This window comes from Microbacterium sp. K24, from assembly GCF_004794465.1.
Lineage (GTDB): Bacteria > Actinomycetota > Actinomycetes > Actinomycetales > Microbacteriaceae > Microbacterium.
This window is the reverse complement of sequence record NZ_SSDJ01000138.1, coordinates 168936-187344: the sequence shown is the minus strand read 5'-3', so window position 1 is coordinate 187344 and position 18409 is coordinate 168936. Positions and strand designations below refer to the sequence as shown.

Below are 18409 nucleotides of genomic sequence, written 5' to 3'. Positions count from 1 at the left end.
CCGCTGCACCGTATACTTGACCGTTACGGGGGCGCACCTGCCCCATCGAAAGGCGCTTTCTCGTGGCAATTCTCGAGTTCGTTCTGCAGGTCGTGCTGGGTATCACCAGCGTCCTGCTGACCCTCCTCATCCTCTTGCACAAGGGTCGCGGTGGCGGCCTCTCCGACATGTTCGGCGGAGGAATGACCTCTGCGGTCGGATCCTCCGGTCTCGCGGAGCGGAACCTGAACCGCTTCACCGTCGTCCTCGCGCTGACCTGGTTCGTCGCCATCGTCGCGCTGGGACTCATCACGAAGTTCGAGGTGATCTGATGGCTACCGGTGGTAACGCCATTCGCGGAACCCGTGTCGGTTCCGGCCCCATGGGGGAGCAGGACCACGGCTACCATGCCGACCGCATCGCGGTCTCTTATTGGGACGGCCTCGGCAACGAGACGGTGCGCTACTTCGCCGCCGGTCTCCCCGAAGAGGAGATCCCGGAGACGATCGATCACCCGCAGTCGGGTCTGCCGGCTGGTCGTGACAAGGAGAACCCGCCCGCGCTCGCGAAGGCGGAGCCGTACAAGACGCACCTCGCCTACGTGAAGGAGCGTCGCACCGACGAGGAAGCCGTCCAGCTCCTCGAGGACGCACTCACGCAGCTCCGCGAACGCCGGGGCCAGTGACCGCACCGATCTGACATCGACGAAGCCGCCGCGAGTGATCGCGGCGGCTTCTTCGTTTCACGGGCGCCGACTCACCGGCATCCGGCGGCGGCGTCGATGTAGTTCTGCGGCGGGTAGCCGTAGGCCCAGACGCCGTTCGCGTCGTCGGTGTATCCCATGCTGATGGCCCAGGCAGTCGCCCACTTCTCGATGCTGTCTTGCGTCGACGAGTCGTACATGTCCTCGCACTTGACGCTGATCGCGTGTCCGACCTCGTGCGCGACGAGCGCCTTGCTGCGGTCGGCCGGCCACTGCTCGGCGACGGAGTTCGACAGCTGGATGACCGAACGGCCGGGATCGTCCCACCACCAGGTCGTGTAACCGCCCATGCTGCCGTTGTACCCCGCGCCGTTGACGACCGGGGCCCAGTCGAACTCCAGCAGCACGCCGGGAGCGAGCGCCCGTGCGAAGGCCTCGATCTCGAGCCGGGCGTTCATCAGGGGCCCGGACTTCTCGGCGAGCTCCTCCGCCTCGGTCGACACGACCAGCGCCGCGGCGCTCTGCAGAGTGCTGTAGGTGGTGACCGCGACGTCGTCGATGGTCGTCGTGGCGATCGCCGCGGTCGCCGCTTCGCGCAGTCCGATCACGGCGTCGTTGCGCGCGGAGAGGTGAGCGGCCTCGAACGCGGTCGCGGCCTCGCCTGCCGAGGTCAGCAGAGCGACTCCGCTCTCGGTGACGGCGTCGGAGGCCGTGAGGACGTCGGCGGCCTCGGCGAGAAGGGCGTCGGCCAGCGCACGGGCGTCGTCGCCGTCCTTCTCGAGTTCCGAGCTCGCGCCGAAGAGCTCCCAGAACCAGGTGGGTTTCTCGCCGGCCGCGGGAACGTCGGCCGCGATCAGCTCGTCGGCCTCCGCCGCAGCATCCTGCGCATCCGTCACCGCGCTCGCAAGCGCCTCTTCGGTCTCGGGCGGGGCGACGATGGCCTCGTTCTCGCTGGCCAGGATCAGCCCCGCAGAGTCGATGAGGGTCTGCAGATCGGTGTTCTCGGTGCGGAGCTGCGACTTCTCACTGTTCGCGGCGGCGATAGCATCCGCATGATTCTCGGCGGCGGTGTCATAGCCGAGGCTGGCCGAGACCTGGGTGATGGACAGCGCGGCGATCACAGCGGCTCCGCCGACGAGGCCGAGGACGAGGCCCGTGCGCTTCCTCCGCGGCTTCCGCGGGGGAGCCGTCGACGCTCCGCCGCCGGAAAAGCGTGCGGACAGCTCGTGTCCGCCCAGGGGCAGGAATGCCGGAGTGTCGGGCCCTGGCGGGGGGAGAGCGGTCACGTCGTCCTCATTCGATCGGCCTCACGGTCGGTGCTGCATGCGTCGGCACTGCATGCGTCGGCACTGCCAGAGTATGCGAGAAGGCCCCCACCGTGCGGTGGGGGCCTTCTGAAAGGGGAGGGGCTGACGGGAATCGAACCCGCATCATTAGTTTGGAAGACTAAGGCTTTACCACTAAGCTACAGCCCCGAATCCCGGTGCACGTCGACAGTCTCAGTGACCCGGGGATCGGACCGGAGTCGGAACTCCGGCGTCATCGATCATACCGGACGGTGAGGGGTGCTCCTGTCCGTTAGACTCGATGGGGCTGAATCTGCGCGCGGATTCCCCGGGGCGTAGCTCAGCTTGGTAGAGCGCCCGCTTTGGGAGCGGGAGGTCGCAGGTTCAACTCCTGTCGCCCCGACACGGCATCTTCAGCCTGACAGCCGCGTTCACTCGCGGAGACAACAAGGAGAACACACCAGCATGGCGAACAGCACCGTCGAGAAGCTGACCCCGACCCGGGTCAAGCTCAGCATCACGGTCACCCCCGACGACCTCAAGCCGAGCATCGCTCACGCGTATGAGCACATCGCTCAGGACGTCCAGATCCCCGGCTTCCGCAAGGGCAAGGTCCCGGCCCCGATCATCGACCAGCGCATCGGTCGCGGCGCGGTCATCGAGCACGCCGTCAACGAGGGCCTCGACAAGTTCTTCCGCGAGGCGAGCGCCGAGCACAAGCTGCGCGTCGTCGGTCGTCCGGCGGCCGACATCACGCAGTGGCCGAACGAGAAGGACTTCTCCGGCGACCTGCTCGTCGACGTCGAGGTCGACGTGCGTCCCGACATCGAGATTCCCTCCTACGAGGGCATCACCGTGACGGTCGACGCCGTCGAGGCCGATGAGGCCGCACTCGACGCCGAGCTCGAGAACATGCGGGCCCGCTTCGGCACGCTCGTCCCGGTCGACCGTCCGGCCGCGAAGGGCGACTTCGTCGACCTCGACCTCGTCGCCACGATCGACGGCACCGAGATCGACCGCGCCGAGGGCGTCTCCTACGAGATCGGCTCCGGCGAGCTGCTCGAGGGCATCGATGACGCGATCGAGTCGCTCACGGCGGGTGAGGACACGACGTTCCGCTCCGCTCTGGTCGGCGGCGACCACGCCGGCTCCGAGGCCGAGGTCTCTGTGACGGTCAAGGCGGTCAAGGAGCGCGAGCTTCCCGAGGCCGACGACGACTTCGCTCAGATCGCCAGCGAGTTCGACACGATCGCCGAGCTCCGCGAGAGCCTCGCCGAGCGCGTCGCTCAGCAGGGCGTCTTCACGCAGGGCTCCGCCGCGCGCGACAAGCTCGTCGAGACGCTGCTCGAGCAGATCGATATCCCGGTTCCGCCGCAGCTGATCGAGGACGAGGTGCACAACCACCTCGAGGGCGAAGGCCGTCTCGAGGACGACGTGCACCGCGCCGAGGTCACCGAGGCGAGCGAGAAGCAGTTCCGCACGCAGGTGCTGCTCGACACGATCGCCGAGCAGGCCGACGTTCAGGTCTCGCAGGAGGAGCTCAGCCAGTACCTCATCCAGTCGGCGTCGCAGTACGGCATGGCTCCGCAGGAGTTCGTCGAGGCGCTGCAGTCGTCGAACCAGCTGCCGGCGCTCGTCGGCGAGGTCGCCCGTAACAAGGCCCTCGCGATCGCCCTCGGCAAGGTGAAGGTCGTCGACACGAACGGCAAGACCGTCGATCTGTCGGACTTCATCGTCACCGACGACGAGGCAGAGGCAGCCGACGAGGCTCCGGCCGAGGAGAAGCCCGCCAAGAAGCCCGCAGCGAAGAAGCCCGCTGCCAAGAAGGCTCCGGCCAAGAAGGCCGACGACGCCGAGGCTGCGGAGAAGCCCGCTGCGGAGAAGCCCGCCGCGAAGAAGCCGGCTGCCAAGAAGGCTCCGGCCAAGAAGGCGGCTGACAAGGCCGAGTGATCGGACACGATCCAGTGAAGAGGGCGGATGCTGCGGCATCCGCCCTCTTTCGCATCGGGGCGAGCATCGAAGGAGAGATGAGAATGAAGACCTGGGACGAGCGGATCGAAGACGTGTGGGCGGATGCCGCCGGCGACGAGGTCGGCGACGATACGATCGCGCGCATCGACGCCCTCGCGGCCGAGCGCGGGTCCGACCACGCCCGGGCGGAGTTCGAGCGGGCGGGTGCGCGGGATTCGGCCGGGCGACCGGCCGAGGCCGTGGTCCTGTATCGTCGTGCGCTCTCCCTCGGGCTGGACGAGGAGCACCGTCCGCAGTGCGTGATCCAGCTGGCCAGCTCCCTGCGGAACCTGGGTGAGTACGACGAGGCGCTCGAGGTGATCCGCGCCGAGGAGGAGCTGTCGGCGGACGGCCCCTACCGCGATGCGGTCGCGACCGTGCACGCGCTCATCCTCGCCAGCGCCGGTCGCCCCGCGCAGGGACTCTCGGTGGCGCTCCTCGCCCTCGTGCCGCACCTCCCGCGCTACCACCGGTCGATGACCGCCTACGCGCACGAGATCGCGGACTCCGACACCTGATATGCCGACGGCGAACACGGCCTGAGTGCCGCGCCGTCGCCGGTAGATTCGAAGCACGAACACGGAAACAGGAGCTGAAATGGCTGCAGAACCCCTTGTCGCGACGAGCGTCTTCGACAGGCTGCTGAAGGATCGCATCATCTGGCTTGGTTCAGAGGTGCGTGACCAGAACGCCAACGAGATCTGCGCGAAGATCCTTCTTCTCGCCGCGGAAGACTCAGAGAAGGACATCTACCTCTACATCAACTCGCCCGGTGGCTCGATCACCGCGGGCATGGCGATCTACGACACCATGCAGTTCGTGCCGAACGACATCGTCACCGTCGGCATCGGCATGGCCGCGTCGATGGGCCAGCTGCTGCTCACGAGCGGCACGAAGGGCAAGCGCTACATCACCCCGAACGCGCGCGTCCTGCTCCACCAGCCCCACGGCGGGTTCGGCGGAACGTCGAGCGACATCCAGACGCAGGCGCAGCTCATCCTCTCGATGAAGAAGCGCCTCGCCGAGATCACGGCGGGTCAGACCGGCAAGTCGGTCGAGCAGATCAACGCCGACGGTGACCGCGACCGCTGGTTCACCGCCGAGGAGGCCCTCGAGTACGGCTTCGTCGACCACATCCGCGAGCACGCCAGCGATGTGACCGGCGGCGGCGGCACCGCGGACGACGCAGAGTAATCCGGATTCGAGAGGACACCATGTACACCCCCACTTTCCAATCCGCAGGAAACCTGCCGTCCAGCCGTTACGTGCTCCCGCAGTTCGAGGAGCGCACGGCCTACGGCTTCAAGCGCCAGGACCCGTACAACAAGCTCTTCGAAGACCGCGTGATCTTCCTGGGCGTGCAGGTCGACGACGCATCCGCCGACGACGTGATGGCGCAGCTTCTCGTGCTGGAGAGCCAGGACGCCGAGCGCGACATCACGATGTACATCAACTCGCCCGGTGGCTCGTTCACGGCCATGACGGCGATCTACGACACGATGCAGTACGTCGCGCCGCAGATCCAGACGGTCGTGCTCGGTCAGGCGGCCTCGGCTGCCGCCGTGCTGCTCGCAGCCGGCGCGCCGGGCAAGCGCCTCGCGCTGCCGAACGCCCGCGTGCTGATCCACCAGCCCGCGATGGGCGAGGCCGGCCAGGGGCAGGCATCCGACATCGAGATCCAGGCCGCGGAGATCCTCCGCATGCGCACGTGGCTCGAAGAGACGATGGCTGCGCACACGGGTCGGCCCGTCGAGCAGGTCAACCGCGACATCGACCGCGACAACATCCTCTCGGCCGCACAGGCACTGGAGTACGGCATCGTCGACCAGGTGCTCACCACGCGCAAGCGCGTCTGAGCAGGTCGGAATCGAAGGGCGCCCGTCATCGCGACGGGCGCCCTTTTCTCATTCCCGCGGATGTGCAACCGGCGTTGCCCGGACTGCGCATATGAGCAACAGGGTGCGCGAACGCTGATCCCGACGTACGCTGGAGGAGGAAGGAGGATGCCGTGGAAGACGATCTGCTCATGGTCCGCGTCGCCGAGCTGTACTACGACGAGGACAAGACACAGGACGAGATCGGCGGACTCCTCAAGATCTCCCGCTGGAAGGTCGGCCGTCTGCTGACCCAAGCGCGCGAACGCGGCATCGTCCGCATCGAGATCGTGCATCCGCGCGCCCGACGGCTGGGACTCGAGCGTCTGCTCGTCGAGCGGTTCGGTCTGGCGGATGCCGTCGTCGTGCCCGCTCCCGATGGCGATGACGGCACGCTCGAACGCGTCGCTCAGGCGGCCGCAGACTTTCTCGCCGCTCTTCGGCCCGCACCGCGCACGCTCGGCGTGAGCTGGGGGCGCACGCTGCGGGCGGTCGCGGAGGCGTTGCCCGACGGCTGGGCGAACGGCGTCACCGTCGTGCAGCTGAACGGCGGCGTCAGCCTCAACCGCCGCTCCGGCGGTGCGGCCGGACTCGCCGTGACGATCGCGCAACGGGCCTCCGGCCATGTGTCGCTGCTGCCGAGTCCGGCGATCCTCGAGCGCGTCGAGACGAAGCAGGCCATCGAGGCGGACCGCACCGTCGCGGCGATCCTCGAAGAGGCCGCAGAGGCGCAGGCCTTCCTGTTCACCGCAGGGCCCTGCGACGCGACATCCGCCCATGTCGAGAACGGCTACCTCACTGCTGAGGACGTCGAAGAGCTCGCACGTCGCGGCGCCGTCGGCGACGTCCTCGGGCGCTACGTCGACGCCGAGGGCAACATCGTCGACTCGCAGCTGGACGCGCGCACGGTCGGCGTCTCGCTCGACACGCTGCGCGGGGCCAAGCGGGCGATCTTCGTCACCGCGGGCCCGGCCAAGCACGACATCGCCCGCACAGTCGTGACCAGCGGCCTGTGCGGCGTTCTGGTGACCGATGAGACCACAGCACGAGCATTGTTGGAGGAACAGTGACGACCAAAGAACTCAGCCGCAGGACGGCGGTGGACGTTCTCGGCGGTGAGCCGGACGACGCCACCCTCCGGCGCTTCCTGCACGGCCTTCCGGGCGTCGACGCGGTGGGGCTCGAGCAGCGCGCTGCCGGGCTCGGCACGCGATCGATCAAGACCACGTCGAAGGCGTGGGCGCTCGACACGATCATCAAGCTGATCGACCTCACCACGCTCGAGGGTGCAGACACCCCGGGCAAGGTGCGCTCACTGGTCGCGAAGGCGAAGAACCCGGATGCCGCCGACCCGTCGACGCCGCGCGTCGCCGCCGTCTGCGTGTACGGCGACATGGTCGGCGACGCGGTCACCGCGCTCGGCGCCCTGCACGGAGACCCGGATGATGGTCTGATCTCGGTCGCCGCCGTCGCCACGGCCTTCCCGAGCGGTCGCTCGTCGCTCGCGATCAAGCTCGCGGACACCGCCGAGGCGGTCGCAGCGGGTGCGGACGAGATCGACATGGTGATCGATCGCGGAGCATTCCTGTCGGGGCGCTACGGTCTCGTGTTCGACCAGATCGCGCAGGTGAAGGAAGCCTGCCGTCGTGAGGACGGATCGTACGCCTCGCTCAAGGTCATCCTCGAGACCGGCGAGCTCAACACCTACGACAACATCAAGCGCGCCTCCTGGCTCGGCATCCTCGCCGGCGGCGACTTCATCAAGACCTCGACAGGCAAGGTGCAGCCCGCGGCCACCCTTCCGACGACGCTCCTGATGCTCGAGACGGTCCGCGACTGGTACCGGGGCACGGGTGAGAAGATCGGCGTGAAGCCCGCCGGCGGCATCCGCGCATCGAAGGATGCCGTCAAATACCTCGTCACCGTCGCCGAGACCGTCGGAGAGGAATGGCTGCAGCCGCACCTGTTCCGCTTCGGCGCATCGAGCCTGCTCAACGATGTGCTCCTGCAGCGTCAGAAGCTCAGCTCCGGCCACTACTCCGGCCCCGACTACGTCACTATCGACTGACTGGAATCGAACATGTCATTCCTGGAATACGCTCCCGCACCGGAGTCGAAGGCGATCCTGAACCTGAAGGACAGCTACGGGCTGTTCATCGACGGCGAGTTCGTCGACGGCTCCGGCAAGAGCTTCAGCACCATCTCACCCGCCGACGAGTCGCGCATCGCCGAGATCGCCACCGCGAGCGATGACGACGTCGACCGCGCCGTCGCTGCCGCCCGCCGCGCCTACGAGAAGACCTGGTCGAAGATGTCGGGCCGTGACCGTGGCAAGTACCTCTTCCGCATCGCGCGCCTCGTGCAGGAGCGCGCCCGCGAGCTCGCCGTCGCTGAGAGCCTCGACAACGGCAAGCCGATCAAGGAGAGCCGCGACGTCGACGTTCCGCTCGTCGCCTCCTGGTTCTTCTACTACGCCGGCTGGGCCGACAAGCTCGACTACGCCGGGCTCGGAGCCGACCCGCGTGCGCTCGGCGTCGCAGGCCAGATCATCCCCTGGAACTTCCCGCTCCTGATGCTCGCGTGGAAGCTGGCGCCCGCCCTGGCCGCCGGCAACACGGTCGTGCTGAAGCCGGCCGAGACCACGCCGCTGACGGCCCTGATCTTCGCGGAGATCCTCCAGCAGGCCGACCTTCCTGCGGGCGTCGTGAACATCATCACGGGTGCTGGCTCCACCGGCGCGACGCTCGTGCGGCACCCCGACGTCGACAAGGTCGCCTTCACGGGCTCGACCGGTGTCGGCCGCGACATCGCCAAGGCGGTCGCGGGCACGAAGAAGAAGCTCACGCTCGAGCTCGGCGGCAAGGCGGCGAACATCGTCTTCGACGACGCGCCCATCGACCAGGCGGTCGAGGGCATCGTGAACGGCATCTTCTTCAACCAGGGGCACGTCTGCTGCGCGGGCAGCCGGCTTCTGGTGCAGGAGTCGATCCATGACGAGGTCATCGATCGCCTCAAGAGCCGCCTGTCGACGCTCCGCCTCGGCGATCCGCTCGACAAGAACACCGACATCGGCGCGATCAACTCGGCGGCGCAGCTCGCGCGCATCCGTGAGCTCAGCGACATCGGCGAGGCCGAAGGCGCGGAGCGCTGGACCGCGGACTGCGTCATTCCGGAGAAGGGGTTCTGGTTCGCGCCGACGATCTTCACCGGTGTCGAGGCCTCGCACCGCATCGCCCGCGACGAGGTCTTCGGCCCGGTGCTGTCGGTGCTGACCTTCCGCACACCGGCCGAGGCGATCGCCAAGGCGAACAACACGCCGTACGGTCTCTCCGCCGGCATCTGGTCGGACAAGGGGTCTCGCATCCTCGCCGTCGCCGACCGCCTCCGCGCCGGGGTGATCTGGGCGAACACGTTCAACCGCTTCGACCCGTCGAGCCCGTTCGGCGGCTACAAGGAGTCCGGATACGGCCGCGAGGGCGGACGTCAGGGTCTCACCGCCTACCTCAAGGGAGCAGCAGCATGAGCAAGCGTCTGAGCGTTCCGAAGACGTACAAGCTCGCGATCGGCGGGGCGTTCCCGCGCAGCGAGTCGGGCCGCACCTACGAGGTGTTCTCGCCGAAGGGCGCGTTCCTCGCCAACGCCGCGAAGGGCTCGCGCAAGGATGCCCGCGATGCGGTCGTCGCCGCACGTGCCGCCGTGAAGGGCTGGTCAGGAGCGACCGCGTACAACCGCGGTCAGGTGCTGTACCGGGTGGCCGAGGTGCTCGAGGGCCGTCGTGCGCAGTTCATCGACGAGATCGTGTCGCAGGAGGGCGGCTCGTCCTCCGCGGCCGCCGCGCAGGTCGACGCGGCGATCGACCTCTGGGTCTGGTACGCCGGGTGGTGCGACAAGTACGCGCAGGTCGCGGGCAACGCGAACCCCGTGTCAGGACCGTACTTCAACATCTCCGTGCCGGAGCCGACCGGCGTCGTCGCGATCGTGGCGCCGCAGGACTCCGCGCTCCTCGGGCTCGTCTCGGTGGTCGCCCCGGCGCTGGTCGCCGGGAACACCGTCGTCGTGATCGCCAGCGAGCAGCATCCGCTGTCTGCGATCAGCCTCGCCGAGGTGCTGGCGACGAGCGACGTGCCCGGGGGAGTCGTCAACGTGCTCACCGGGTCGCCGGCGGAGGTCGCTCCGTGGCTCGCCTCGCACCAGGATGTGAATGCGCTCGACCTCGCGGGTGCCGGCGACCTGGACTGGGTCGACATGCAGATCGCCGCGGCGGAGACGCTGAAGCGCGTGATCGCACCGGGAGAGGTCGTCGCCTCGCCCGAGCGCATCGGTGCCTTCACCGAGGTCAAGACGGTGTGGCACACGAAGAGTCTTGTTTGATATGAGTTGGAGGACGCTCCGATGACGACTGCTCAGGACCAGGTTCGATGTCTGCTCCGTGAGGATATCGCTCCGATCCTCCGTGCCGCGGGCTTCCGCGGAACAGAGCGGTCATTCGCGATTCCGGACCCGGATTGGTTCGCCCAAATCGGTTTTCAGACGTCCACCGCGAGCACCAGCACGCTCTCGAAACTGACGATCAACGTTCAGGTCATCCCCAAGGCGGTGTGGAACGCGGAGCGTGTGGAGAGGCAGTATCCAGCCAAACCTTCTCCGAATACTCACTATGGGCGCGCTGGCCAGTTCTGGCAGGTGCGCGCAGGGCAACTGATCGACGGCGACCATCATTGGTGGGAGCTAGACAATCGTGGTACTCGCCGACGTCAGTTGGCGGTTGAACTCACCGACCTGATCGTAGACGTCGTGCTACCCGCGATGATGTCGCGGATGACGAGCGAGCCGAGCCCGTCATAACCGTCTGGCACACGAAGAGCATGGTCTGAACCGAGACCATCGGAGGCCGGGTGCGCAGGCGACTGCGCACCCGGCCTCTTGCCGTTCCGGCTCGTTGCCAGACCGGTACGCGCCAATGCGGCCCTGTGTCGCACGCAGAGGTTAGGCTCGAAGGACGATCTCTGGATCCCCCATAGGAGGACGCGCATGGCCCGTATCGGTGAAAGCGCTGACCTGTTCAAGTGCTCGTTCTGCGGAAAGAGCCAGAAGCAGGTGCAGCAGCTCATCGCTGGCCCCGGTGTGTACATCTGCGACGAGTGCGTCGAGCTGTGCAACGAGATCATCGAGGAGCGCATGGCGGAGTCGTCCGCCGAAGGCGTCGCCGAGTTCGAGCTGCCGAAGCCGCGCGAGATCTTCTCGTTCCTCGAGGAGTATGTGGTCGGCCAGGAGCCTGCGAAGCGCGCTCTGGCCGTCGCCGTGTACAACCACTACAAGCGCGTCCGCGCGCACGGCACTCTGCAGACGGCCGAGCAGAAGGCCGAAGAGGTGGAGATCGCGAAGAGCAATATTCTCCTCATCGGACCGACGGGCTGCGGCAAGACGTACCTCGCGCAGACGCTCGCGAAGCGCCTCAATGTGCCGTTCGCGGTCGCCGACGCCACGGCGCTCACCGAGGCCGGGTACGTCGGTGAAGACGTCGAGAACATCCTGCTCAAGCTGATCCAGGCCGCCGACTACGACGTCAAGCGCGCCGAGCAGGGCATCATCTACATCGACGAGGTCGACAAGATCGCCCGCAAGGCCGAGAACCCGTCGATCACGCGCGACGTGTCGGGTGAGGGCGTGCAGCAGGCGCTGCTGAAGATCATCGAGGGCACGGTCGCCTCGGTCCCGCCGCAGGGCGGGCGCAAGCACCCGCATCAGGAGTTCCTTCAGATCGACACGACGAATGTGCTGTTCATCGTCGCCGGAGCGTTCGCCGGTCTCGAAGACATCGTCTCGTCGCGGGTCGGCAAGCACGGTGTCGGGTTCGGCGCTCCGCTCCACGACAAGACCAAGGATCTCGACCTCTTCAGCGAGGTGCTGCCGGAAGACCTGCACAAGTTCGGACTGATCCCCGAGTTCATCGGTCGTCTGCCCGTCGTCACGAACGTGTCGCCGCTGGATCAGGATGCGCTGATGGAGATCCTCACCGGTCCCCGCAACGCCCTCGTGAAGCAGTACCAGCGCATGTTCGAGCTCGACGGCGTCCAGCTCGAGTTCGACGAAGAGGCCCTGCGCTCGATCGCCGACCTCGCCGTCGAACGGAAGACGGGTGCCCGTGGGCTCCGTGCGATCCTCGAAGACGTGCTCGGTCCGATCATGTTCGAGATCCCGTCCGCCGAAGACGTCGCGAAGGTCATCGTGACCCGCGCCGCCGTCGACGAGGGTGCGCCGCCCACCATCGTGATGGAGCGCAAGCGCAAGAGCGCGTGACGCGGATCAGTACTGAGTGACGTGTCGCCTCAGGCCTCGAGGCCGCGTCGCTTCAGAAGAGGCGCGATCTCGGCGTCGCGTCCTCGGAAGTCGCGGTAGGCCTCGAGCGGGTCCTTCGATCCGCCGACGCCGAGGAGCCGATCCCGGAAACGGTCGCCGTTCTCGCGCGTGAGGCCGTCGTTCTCGCGGAACCAGTCGACCGTGTCGGCGTCGAGCACCTCGCTCCAGATGTAGGAGTAGTACCCGGCGCTGTATCCGCCCGAGAACACGTGCGCGAAGTAGGTCGACGAGTACCGCGTGGGGACCGCCGGTTCGTCGAGACCGATGTCGGCCAGAGCCGCTGCCTCGAAGGCGGGCACGTCGTCGATCTCCGTGTGCGTGTCGATCCGGTGCCATGCCTGATCCAGCCAGGCGGCAGCCAGATACTCGCTCGTGGCATGCCCCTGATCGAACGTCTCGGTCGCGCGCAGACGTTCCACGATCGCGGGATCGAGCGGCTCCCCGGTCTCGAAGTGCCGGGCGTAGTTGTCGAGGACCTCGGGCCACAGGATCCACATCTCGTTCACCTGGCTCGGGAACTCGACGAAGTCCCGGAACACGTTGGTGCCGGCGAAATGCGGGTAGGTGACCTCGGCGAAGAGTCCGTGCAGTGCGTGCCCGAACTCGTGGAACAGCGTCGTGACCTCATCGAGTGTGAGCAGTGTCGGCTCTCCGTCGCCGGGAAGAGGCACGTTCAGGTTGTTGACGACGACCGGGGCCGTTCCCCGCAGGCGCGACTGGCTGACGATCGGATTCATCCAGGCCCCGCCGCGCTTCGAGTCGCGGGTGTAGAGGTCGAGGATGTACAGGCCGAGGCGGCTGCCATCGGCGTTGCTGACCTCGAACACGCGCGCACCGGGGTGGTAGGCGACGAGGTCGACCCGTTCGGTGAACGTCACCCCGTAGAGCCGGGTGGCGGCGAAGAAGACGCCGTCCTGCAGCACTCGCTCCGCCTCGAACCACGGGCGGAGGGCACCGGAATCGATGTCGTAGCGGGCGCTGCGGACCTTCTCGGTGTAGTACGCCCAGTCGTGCGCCTCGATCGGGAACGGTGCCTTCTCGGTCTCATCGACGATCGCCTGGAGCGCCTCGCGCTCCGCCCTGGCGTTGCGTGCAGCGGGGGCAGCGAGCTGGCGCAGCATCCGCTCGACGGCCTCCGGGCTCCCGGCGGTCTCATCGGCGGTGACGTAGGCGGCATGCGACGAGTACCCGAGCAGCCGAGCGCGCTCCGCGCGGAGGCGGACGATCTCGACGAGCACCGGACGGTTGTCGTTCGCGTTGTCCCTCGAGGCGCGTGCCCGGGATGCTGCCAGGATGCGCCGCCGCGACTCCCGATCGCGCAGCTGGGCCAGATACGGGTGACCGGTGAAGAGCGGCAGGGCGATCAGGAGCTTGCCCTGCAGCCCGCGATCCTCTGCCGCGCGCGCCGCCGCGGAGAGCTCGCCCGCGCTCAGGCCCTCGAGCTCGGCCGCCGAGTCGAACACCACGGCCAGGTCGTTCGTGTCGTTCAGCAGGTTCCGCTCGAACGTGTTGCTGAGGGTGGAGAGCTGCTGGTTGAGGAGCGTGAGGCGGGCCTTGGCCTCGTCGTCGAGCGCCGCGCCGGCGTGAGTCATCTCACGATGGTGGCGTTCCACGAGGTATCGCTGCTCGGCGTCGAGGTCGAGATGATCGAGCTGATCGTGGACCTGCTGCACCCGCCAGTACAGCGCACTGTCCAGAGCGACAGCATCCTGGTGGGCGGCCATCAGGGGAGCGAGGTGCTCGTCGACGGCCTGGATCGCGGGAGTCGCGTCTGCGGAGCTGACGGTGTAGAACGCGTGCGACACCCGATCGAGCAGTTCGCCCGAGCGCTCGAGGGCCTCGATGGTGTTCTCGAAGGTCGGCATCGAGCGCACCATCGTGATCCGGGAGACCTCGCGGAGGTGCTCCTCGAAAGCCGCCCGAAAGGCCGGCAGATAGTGCTCGGGACGGATCGCGCTGTAGTCCGGGAGGCCGTAGGGGAGCGAGGACGGCTGGAGGAGCGGGTTCGAGGCGTCGGTCATGCTCCGAGCCTAGCCATCGGAGGCTGCCGCGATCAGGTCGGGGATTCGCTCAGGCGCGTCATCACCCGCTGCAGCGCATCGACGGTGAGTCGGACCGATCGACGCCGCAGGTTCTCGGGCCGGGCGAGCAGGTCGATCATCCGATGGGTGCTGACGCCCCGCAGCGGAACGCGGACGATGTCGCGGTCATCGACTCCTCGGGACGTGAACCGGGGCAGCATCCCGAGCACGCCGCCCGCCGCGACGACGGCGGAGACGGCGCCATAGTCGTTGATGCGGTGATGCACCTCGATGGGACGTCTCGCGACCGCCGACACGGCACGCAGCACGTCGTCGGGGGAGTACCCGACGCGACTGGTCACCCACCGCTCGCCGGCGACGTCGCGCGGAGCGAGGCTCGTACGGGACGCGAGCGGGTGGGATGCCGGAACGGCGACGTCGAGCGGCTCGCGGACGAGTGTCAGACTGCGCACGCCCTGCGCGGGCCACGGATCCGAATGCTCCATCCGGTGCGCCAGCACGAGATCGTAGCGGGATGTGAGGCCGGGGAACTCGCTCTGCGCGACGTCTTCGTCGGTCAGCTGGACGGTCGGGGCGTCGGGCGTCGCGGAGAGCTCGCGCAGCAGCGGCCCGAACAGGGCCTGACCGACGCTGTGGAACCCGCTGAGGCTCACGACACCGGTCACCGTGGTCTCGAACTCGTCGAGCGCGTTCCTCGCCGCCGCCATCGCATCGATCGCCTCGGCCCCGGCGGCAGCGAGCACCTCCCCGGCGGGGGTGAGCACGAGTGTCCTGCCTTCTCTGCGCGTGAGCGGCGTACGGAAGCCGCGCTGCAGCGCGGACAGGTGCTGCGACACCGCCGAGGGGGTCACACGCAGGGCCTCGGCCACGGCGGTGACGCTTCCGAGCGCACGCAGCTCGCGCAGTATCTGCAACTGATGGAGTTCCACCCGATCAGTTTAGTGACGGCTACAACACCACTGCAGAAGGTGGCGATTGTTCTTCATGGTCGGATGAGGTGGGATCAGAACCATGAAGGCACTGTTCAAAGGCGCACGCGGTGCAGGTCTCGATCTCGTGGAACGCCCCGATCCTGTCGCCGGCGCGGACGAGGTGATCATCCGGGTGCTCCGCACCGGCATCTGCGGCACCGACCTGCACATCCTCCGTTGGGACGACTGGGCGGCATCGGCGATCGAGGCGCCGCTCATCCCCGGGCACGAGTTCTACGGAGAGGTCGTCGAGGTCGGGCCGCTCGTGCACGACATCGCCGTCGGAGACCGCGTCTCCGGCGAGGGGCACATCGTGTGCGGCACGTGCCGGAACTGCCGAGCCGGGCGCCGACAGATGTGCATCCGCACGGTCGGCCTGGGCCTGCAGCGCGACGGCGCCTTCGCCGAGTACCTCTCCCTGCCCGCCACGAATGTCTGGGTCCATCATGCCGAGGTGAGCCCGGAGCTGGGTGCCATCTTCGACCCGCTCGGCAACGCCGTGCACACCGCGCTCACGTTCCCGCTCGTCGGAGAGGACGTGCTCGTCACCGGATGCGGACCGATCGGACTGATGGCGATCGCCGTCGCCCGGCATGCCGGAGCACGCTTCATCACGGCCACCGACGTCAGCGCCCCGCGCCTGGAGATGGCCCGTCTGATGGGCGCCGACGAGGTCGTCGACGTCTCGGTGCGCGACATCCGCGATGCGCAGCGCGTGCTCGGACTCCGCGAGGGCTTCGATATCGGCTTCGAGATGAGCGGCTCGGCATCCGCTCTTCCGGCGATGATCGACAACATGAACCACGGCGGTCGCATCGCGATGCTGGGGCTGCCGAGCTCGGGCTTCGAGGTCGACTGGGGCAAGATCGTGACGCACATGCTCACGATCAAGGGCATCTACGGTCGCGAGATGTTCGAGACCTGGAACGCGATGGGGGCGATGCTGCAGACCAGCGCACCTCTGCGGGACGCGATCGGCCGCGTGATCGCCGACGTGATCCCGGCGCGCGACTGGGAGCGGGGCTTCGCCGCGGCGGAGTCGGCAGGAACGGGCAAGATCATCCTCGATTGGACGGAGCTGTGATGTACGGGACATTCCAGAATCATGTGGAAGCGGAGCTCGCCGGAATCGAGGAGGCCGGGCTCACGAAGCACGAGCGCGGAATCCGCGGTCCGCAGAGTGCCGAGATCACGGCGGACGGCGCAGAGGTGCTGAACTTCTGCGCGAACAACTACCTGGGCCTCGCCGACGACCCCAGGATCCTGGATGCCGCCACCTCCGCTCTGCAGGAGTGGGGGTACGGCCTCGCCAGCGTGCGCTTCATCTGCGGCACGCAGGAGCAGCACCTGGAACTGGAGCGACGTCTCTCCGGCTTCCTCGGCACGGAGGCGGCGATCCTGTACTCGTCGTGCTTCGACGCGAACGGCGGCGTGTTCGAGACGCTGTTCGGCGCCGAGGACGCGATCATCTCCGACGAGCTGAACCACGCGTCGATCATCGACGGCATCCGCCTGTCGAAGGCCCGGCGGCTGCGCTACCGCAACCGCGACATGGCGGATCTCGAGGAGCAGTTGCGTTCCGCGTCGGATGCCCGCTTCCGCGTGGTCGTGACGGACGGTGTCTTCTCGATGGACGGCTACATCGCTCCGCTCGCCGAGATCTGCGACCTGGCCGAGCGCTACGACGCGCTCGTCTTCGTCGACGACTCGCACGCAGTCGGCTTCGTCGGAGAGAACGGACGCGGCACCCCCGAGTTCTGCGGGGTCGCGGACCGCGTCGACATCTACACCGGCACGTTCGGCAAGGCGCTCGGCGGCGCGTCCGGGGGATACGTCGCCTCGCACGCCGAGATCGTCGCCCTTCTGCGTCAGCGGTCGCGGCCCTACCTGTTCTCCAACACTCTCGCGCCTGCGATCGTCGCCGGCACGCTGACCGCTCTCGATCTCGTCGAGGGGTCTGCCGACCTGCGCGCCCAGCTGCGCGAGAACGCCGCGCTGTTCCGCGAGCGGATGACGGCGGAGGGCTTCGACCTGCTGCCGGGGGAGCACCCGATCGTTCCGGTGATGTTCGGCGATGCCGCGAAGACGGCGAAGATCGCGAACGAGATGCAGGCCCAGGGGATCTACGTGACCGCGTTCAGCTTCCCGGTGGTTCCGCGCGGGCTGGCCCGCATCCGCGTGCAGCTGTCGGCAGCGCATACGGCGGAGCAGATCGAGCGTTGCGTCGCCGCATTCGTCGCAGCGCGGGGCACGGTCGGCTGAGGTCCGGAAGGCCCACAGAGATACAAAGGAAACCTTGCAAAGAAAAACTTGCAAAGAATTCTTTGCAAGAGTATCTTTGCATGCATGACGGAGAACACGCAGATCCGGACCCTCGACTCGGGGGCGCTCAAGGCACTCGCGCATCCGCTGCGGGTGCGGATCTTCGATCTGCTCGCATCGCAGGGGCCGCAGACGGCCAGCTCGCTCGCTGCACTGGTCGGTGAGACGTCGGGTTCGACGAGCTACCACCTGCGCGCCCTCGCCGCACACGATCTCATCCGCGAAGTCGAGGGCCGCGGCACCGCCCGCGAGCGATGGTGGGAGCGGCCCAAGGGGCGGATCGACATGCCGGGGCCGGATGACACGATGTCTCCTGCCAACCGCGCGGCCGCGCAGATCGTCACGTCGGAGTTCTTCCGCCTGCGCCACGAGACGCTGATGGCCTACCTCAACCGCCCGCAGTCCCAGGAGCCGGAGGAGTGGCGCGACGTCGGCATGACCGCGACGACCCACCTCGACATGACGGCGGCGCAGGTGATGGAGCTCAGGGAAGAGGTCGAGGCATTTCTCGAGAGCGCCATCGCGCGCTTCCGCGGACAGACCGGCCCCGACGTGCGCCGGGTGTCTCTCCGCACCGACATCTTCGATCTGCCGAAGATCGACTCCCGCCAGACCAGTCCCGAGGAGGGATCATGACCACCGCAACGCTTCGACTCGCGACGCCCACGGCCTTCGAGCGGATCCTCCAGCGCGCAGCTCTCGGACTCTCCCGACATGTCGACCGTCGGATCGCCGCCCGGGCAGAGCGCCGAGACATCGCGCTCGACATGCTCCGCGAGCAGCAGGCGCGGAAGCAGGACCCCCGGGCCCTCGACCACGCGCTGGCGCAGATGGGGCTCCCGCGGCGCTGAAGCGCCCGGGG

At 67.7% G+C, this 18409-nt stretch carries 19 protein-coding genes and 2 tRNA genes; 17 read left to right on the top strand and 4 right to left on the bottom strand.

Annotated features, from left to right (window positions below):
• Nucleotides 1-62: 62 nt before the first annotated feature.
• Nucleotides 63-311 carry a preprotein translocase subunit SecG gene (secG, locus tag DW306_RS15515; protein ID WP_029261623.1) on the top strand — a complete coding sequence of 83 codons (249 nt, stop codon included), beginning with the start codon at nt 63-65 and terminating at the stop codon, nt 309-311.
• Nucleotides 311-664, top strand: coding sequence for an RNA polymerase-binding protein RbpA (locus DW306_RS15510; RefSeq protein WP_116636738.1), 354 nt, complete (start codon nt 311-313; stop codon nt 662-664). The genes secG and DW306_RS15510 overlap by 1 nt, the downstream gene beginning before the upstream one ends.
• Before the next feature lie 71 nt (nt 665-735).
• Here the strand turns inward: DW306_RS15510 and DW306_RS15505 are convergent, their stop codons facing one another.
• Nucleotides 736-1968, bottom strand: a complete 1233-nt coding sequence (locus DW306_RS15505) for a hypothetical protein (RefSeq protein ID WP_136056480.1) — start codon at nt 1966-1968, stop codon at nt 736-738.
• A 118-nt stretch (nt 1969-2086) separates the two neighbouring features.
• Nucleotides 2087-2157, bottom strand: a tRNA-Gly gene (locus DW306_RS15500).
• A 140-nt stretch (nt 2158-2297) separates the two neighbouring features.
• Here DW306_RS15500 and DW306_RS15495 point away from each other — a divergent pair.
• The 11 genes from DW306_RS15495 to clpX all read left to right on the top strand — a co-directional run bounded on the left by DW306_RS15495 (nt 2298) and on the right by clpX (nt 12152).
• A tRNA-Pro gene (locus DW306_RS15495) sits at nt 2298-2371 on the top strand.
• A gap of 62 nt (nt 2372-2433) precedes the next feature.
• Nucleotides 2434-3918, top strand: a complete 1485-nt coding sequence (gene tig / locus DW306_RS15490) for a trigger factor (RefSeq protein ID WP_136056479.1) — start codon at nt 2434-2436, stop codon at nt 3916-3918.
• 77 nt (nt 3919-3995) lie between these two features.
• Entirely contained in the window at nt 3996-4496 is a 501-nt protein-coding gene (locus DW306_RS15485) for a tetratricopeptide repeat protein (RefSeq protein ID WP_342670862.1), read from the top strand.
• 79 nt (nt 4497-4575) lie between these two features.
• A complete protein-coding gene (locus DW306_RS15480) occupies nt 4576-5172 on the top strand; it encodes an ATP-dependent Clp protease proteolytic subunit (RefSeq protein ID WP_116636734.1) in 597 nt (198 codons plus the stop codon).
• Nucleotides 5173-5192: 20 nt separating this feature from the next.
• On the top strand, nt 5193-5834 hold the full coding sequence (locus DW306_RS15475; RefSeq protein ID WP_136056477.1) for an ATP-dependent Clp protease proteolytic subunit: 642 nt from the start codon (nt 5193-5195) through the stop codon (nt 5832-5834).
• 152 nt (nt 5835-5986) lie between these two features.
• Nucleotides 5987-6922, top strand: a complete 936-nt coding sequence (locus DW306_RS15470) for a sugar-binding domain-containing protein (RefSeq protein ID WP_240747219.1) — start codon at nt 5987-5989, stop codon at nt 6920-6922.
• On the top strand, nt 6919-7920 hold the full coding sequence (gene deoC, locus DW306_RS15465) for a deoxyribose-phosphate aldolase (RefSeq protein WP_136056476.1): 1002 nt from the start codon (nt 6919-6921) through the stop codon (nt 7918-7920). Before DW306_RS15470 ends, deoC begins: the two co-directional genes overlap by 4 nt.
• A 12-nt stretch (nt 7921-7932) precedes the next feature.
• The gene (locus tag DW306_RS15460) at nt 7933-9375 is read left to right on the top strand and encodes an aldehyde dehydrogenase family protein (RefSeq protein WP_136056475.1); all 1443 of its coding nucleotides are present in this window, start codon (nt 7933-7935) and stop codon (nt 9373-9375) included.
• Nucleotides 9372-10223 carry an aldehyde dehydrogenase family protein gene (locus DW306_RS15455; protein WP_136056474.1) on the top strand — a complete coding sequence of 284 codons (852 nt, stop codon included), beginning with the start codon at nt 9372-9374 and terminating at the stop codon, nt 10221-10223. The genes DW306_RS15460 and DW306_RS15455 overlap by 4 nt, the downstream gene beginning before the upstream one ends.
• A gap of 21 nt (nt 10224-10244) precedes the next feature.
• Entirely contained in the window at nt 10245-10697 is a 453-nt protein-coding gene (locus tag DW306_RS15450) for a DUF4304 domain-containing protein (protein WP_136056473.1), read from the top strand.
• 186 nt (nt 10698-10883) lie between these two features.
• Nucleotides 10884-12152, top strand: a complete 1269-nt coding sequence (gene clpX, locus DW306_RS15445; RefSeq protein WP_136056472.1) for an ATP-dependent Clp protease ATP-binding subunit ClpX — start codon at nt 10884-10886, stop codon at nt 12150-12152.
• A 29-nt stretch (nt 12153-12181) separates the two neighbouring features.
• Here clpX and DW306_RS15440 read toward each other — a convergent pair whose 3' ends face one another.
• Both DW306_RS15440 and DW306_RS15435 read right to left on the bottom strand, forming a co-directional pair.
• A complete protein-coding gene (locus DW306_RS15440; protein ID WP_136056471.1) occupies nt 12182-14233 on the bottom strand; it encodes a M3 family metallopeptidase in 2052 nt (683 codons plus the stop codon).
• A 32-nt stretch (nt 14234-14265) separates the two neighbouring features.
• Nucleotides 14266-15183: a LysR family transcriptional regulator gene (locus tag DW306_RS15435; protein WP_136056470.1), complete on the bottom strand. Its 918-nt coding sequence runs from the start codon at nt 15181-15183 to the stop codon at nt 14266-14268.
• Nucleotides 15184-15265: 82 nt separating this feature from the next.
• On the opposite strand from DW306_RS15435, the gene tdh reads away from it, so the two are divergent.
• The 4 genes from tdh to DW306_RS15415 all read left to right on the top strand — a co-directional run bounded on the left by tdh (nt 15266) and on the right by DW306_RS15415 (nt 18398).
• Nucleotides 15266-16309, top strand: a complete 1044-nt coding sequence (tdh, locus tag DW306_RS15430; protein WP_136056469.1) for an L-threonine 3-dehydrogenase — start codon at nt 15266-15268, stop codon at nt 16307-16309.
• On the top strand, nt 16309-17487 hold the full coding sequence (locus DW306_RS15425) for a glycine C-acetyltransferase (protein WP_136056468.1): 1179 nt from the start codon (nt 16309-16311) through the stop codon (nt 17485-17487). Before tdh ends, DW306_RS15425 begins: the two co-directional genes overlap by 1 nt.
• A gap of 84 nt (nt 17488-17571) precedes the next feature.
• A complete protein-coding gene (locus DW306_RS15420; RefSeq protein ID WP_136056467.1) occupies nt 17572-18183 on the top strand; it encodes a helix-turn-helix domain-containing protein in 612 nt (203 codons plus the stop codon).
• Entirely contained in the window at nt 18180-18398 is a 219-nt protein-coding gene (locus tag DW306_RS15415) for a hypothetical protein (RefSeq protein ID WP_136056466.1), read from the top strand. The genes DW306_RS15420 and DW306_RS15415 overlap by 4 nt, the downstream gene beginning before the upstream one ends.
• Nucleotides 18399-18409 lie beyond the last annotated feature (11 nt).

Excerpts from the sequence above, each read along its gene's own strand:
- DW306_RS15510 (WP_116636738.1), top strand. The coding sequence starts at position 311 with ATGGCTACCGGTGGTAACGCCATTCGCGGAACCCGTGTCGGTTCCGGC.
- tig (WP_136056479.1), top strand. The coding sequence starts at position 2,434 with ATGGCGAACAGCACCGTCGAGAAGCTGACCCCGACCCGGGTCAAGCTC.
- DW306_RS15485 (WP_342670862.1), top strand. The coding sequence starts at position 3,996 with ATGAGAATGAAGACCTGGGACGAGCGGATCGAAGACGTGTGGGCGGAT.
- DW306_RS15480 (WP_116636734.1), top strand. The coding sequence starts at position 4,576 with ATGGCTGCAGAACCCCTTGTCGCGACGAGCGTCTTCGACAGGCTGCTG.
- DW306_RS15475 (WP_136056477.1), top strand. The coding sequence starts at position 5,193 with ATGTACACCCCCACTTTCCAATCCGCAGGAAACCTGCCGTCCAGCCGT.
- DW306_RS15460 (WP_136056475.1), top strand. The coding sequence starts at position 7,933 with ATGTCATTCCTGGAATACGCTCCCGCACCGGAGTCGAAGGCGATCCTG.
- DW306_RS15455 (WP_136056474.1), top strand. The coding sequence starts at position 9,372 with ATGAGCAAGCGTCTGAGCGTTCCGAAGACGTACAAGCTCGCGATCGGC.
- DW306_RS15450 (WP_136056473.1), top strand. The coding sequence starts at position 10,245 with ATGACGACTGCTCAGGACCAGGTTCGATGTCTGCTCCGTGAGGATATC.
- clpX (WP_136056472.1), top strand. The coding sequence starts at position 10,884 with ATGGCCCGTATCGGTGAAAGCGCTGACCTGTTCAAGTGCTCGTTCTGC.
- DW306_RS15440 (WP_136056471.1), bottom strand. The coding sequence starts at position 14,233 with ATGACCGACGCCTCGAACCCGCTCCTCCAGCCGTCCTCGCTCCCCTAC.
- tdh (WP_136056469.1), top strand. The coding sequence starts at position 15,266 with ATGAAGGCACTGTTCAAAGGCGCACGCGGTGCAGGTCTCGATCTCGTG.
- DW306_RS15425 (WP_136056468.1), top strand. The coding sequence starts at position 16,309 with ATGTACGGGACATTCCAGAATCATGTGGAAGCGGAGCTCGCCGGAATC.
- DW306_RS15420 (WP_136056467.1), top strand. The coding sequence starts at position 17,572 with ATGACGGAGAACACGCAGATCCGGACCCTCGACTCGGGGGCGCTCAAG.
- DW306_RS15415 (WP_136056466.1), top strand. The coding sequence starts at position 18,180 with ATGACCACCGCAACGCTTCGACTCGCGACGCCCACGGCCTTCGAGCGG.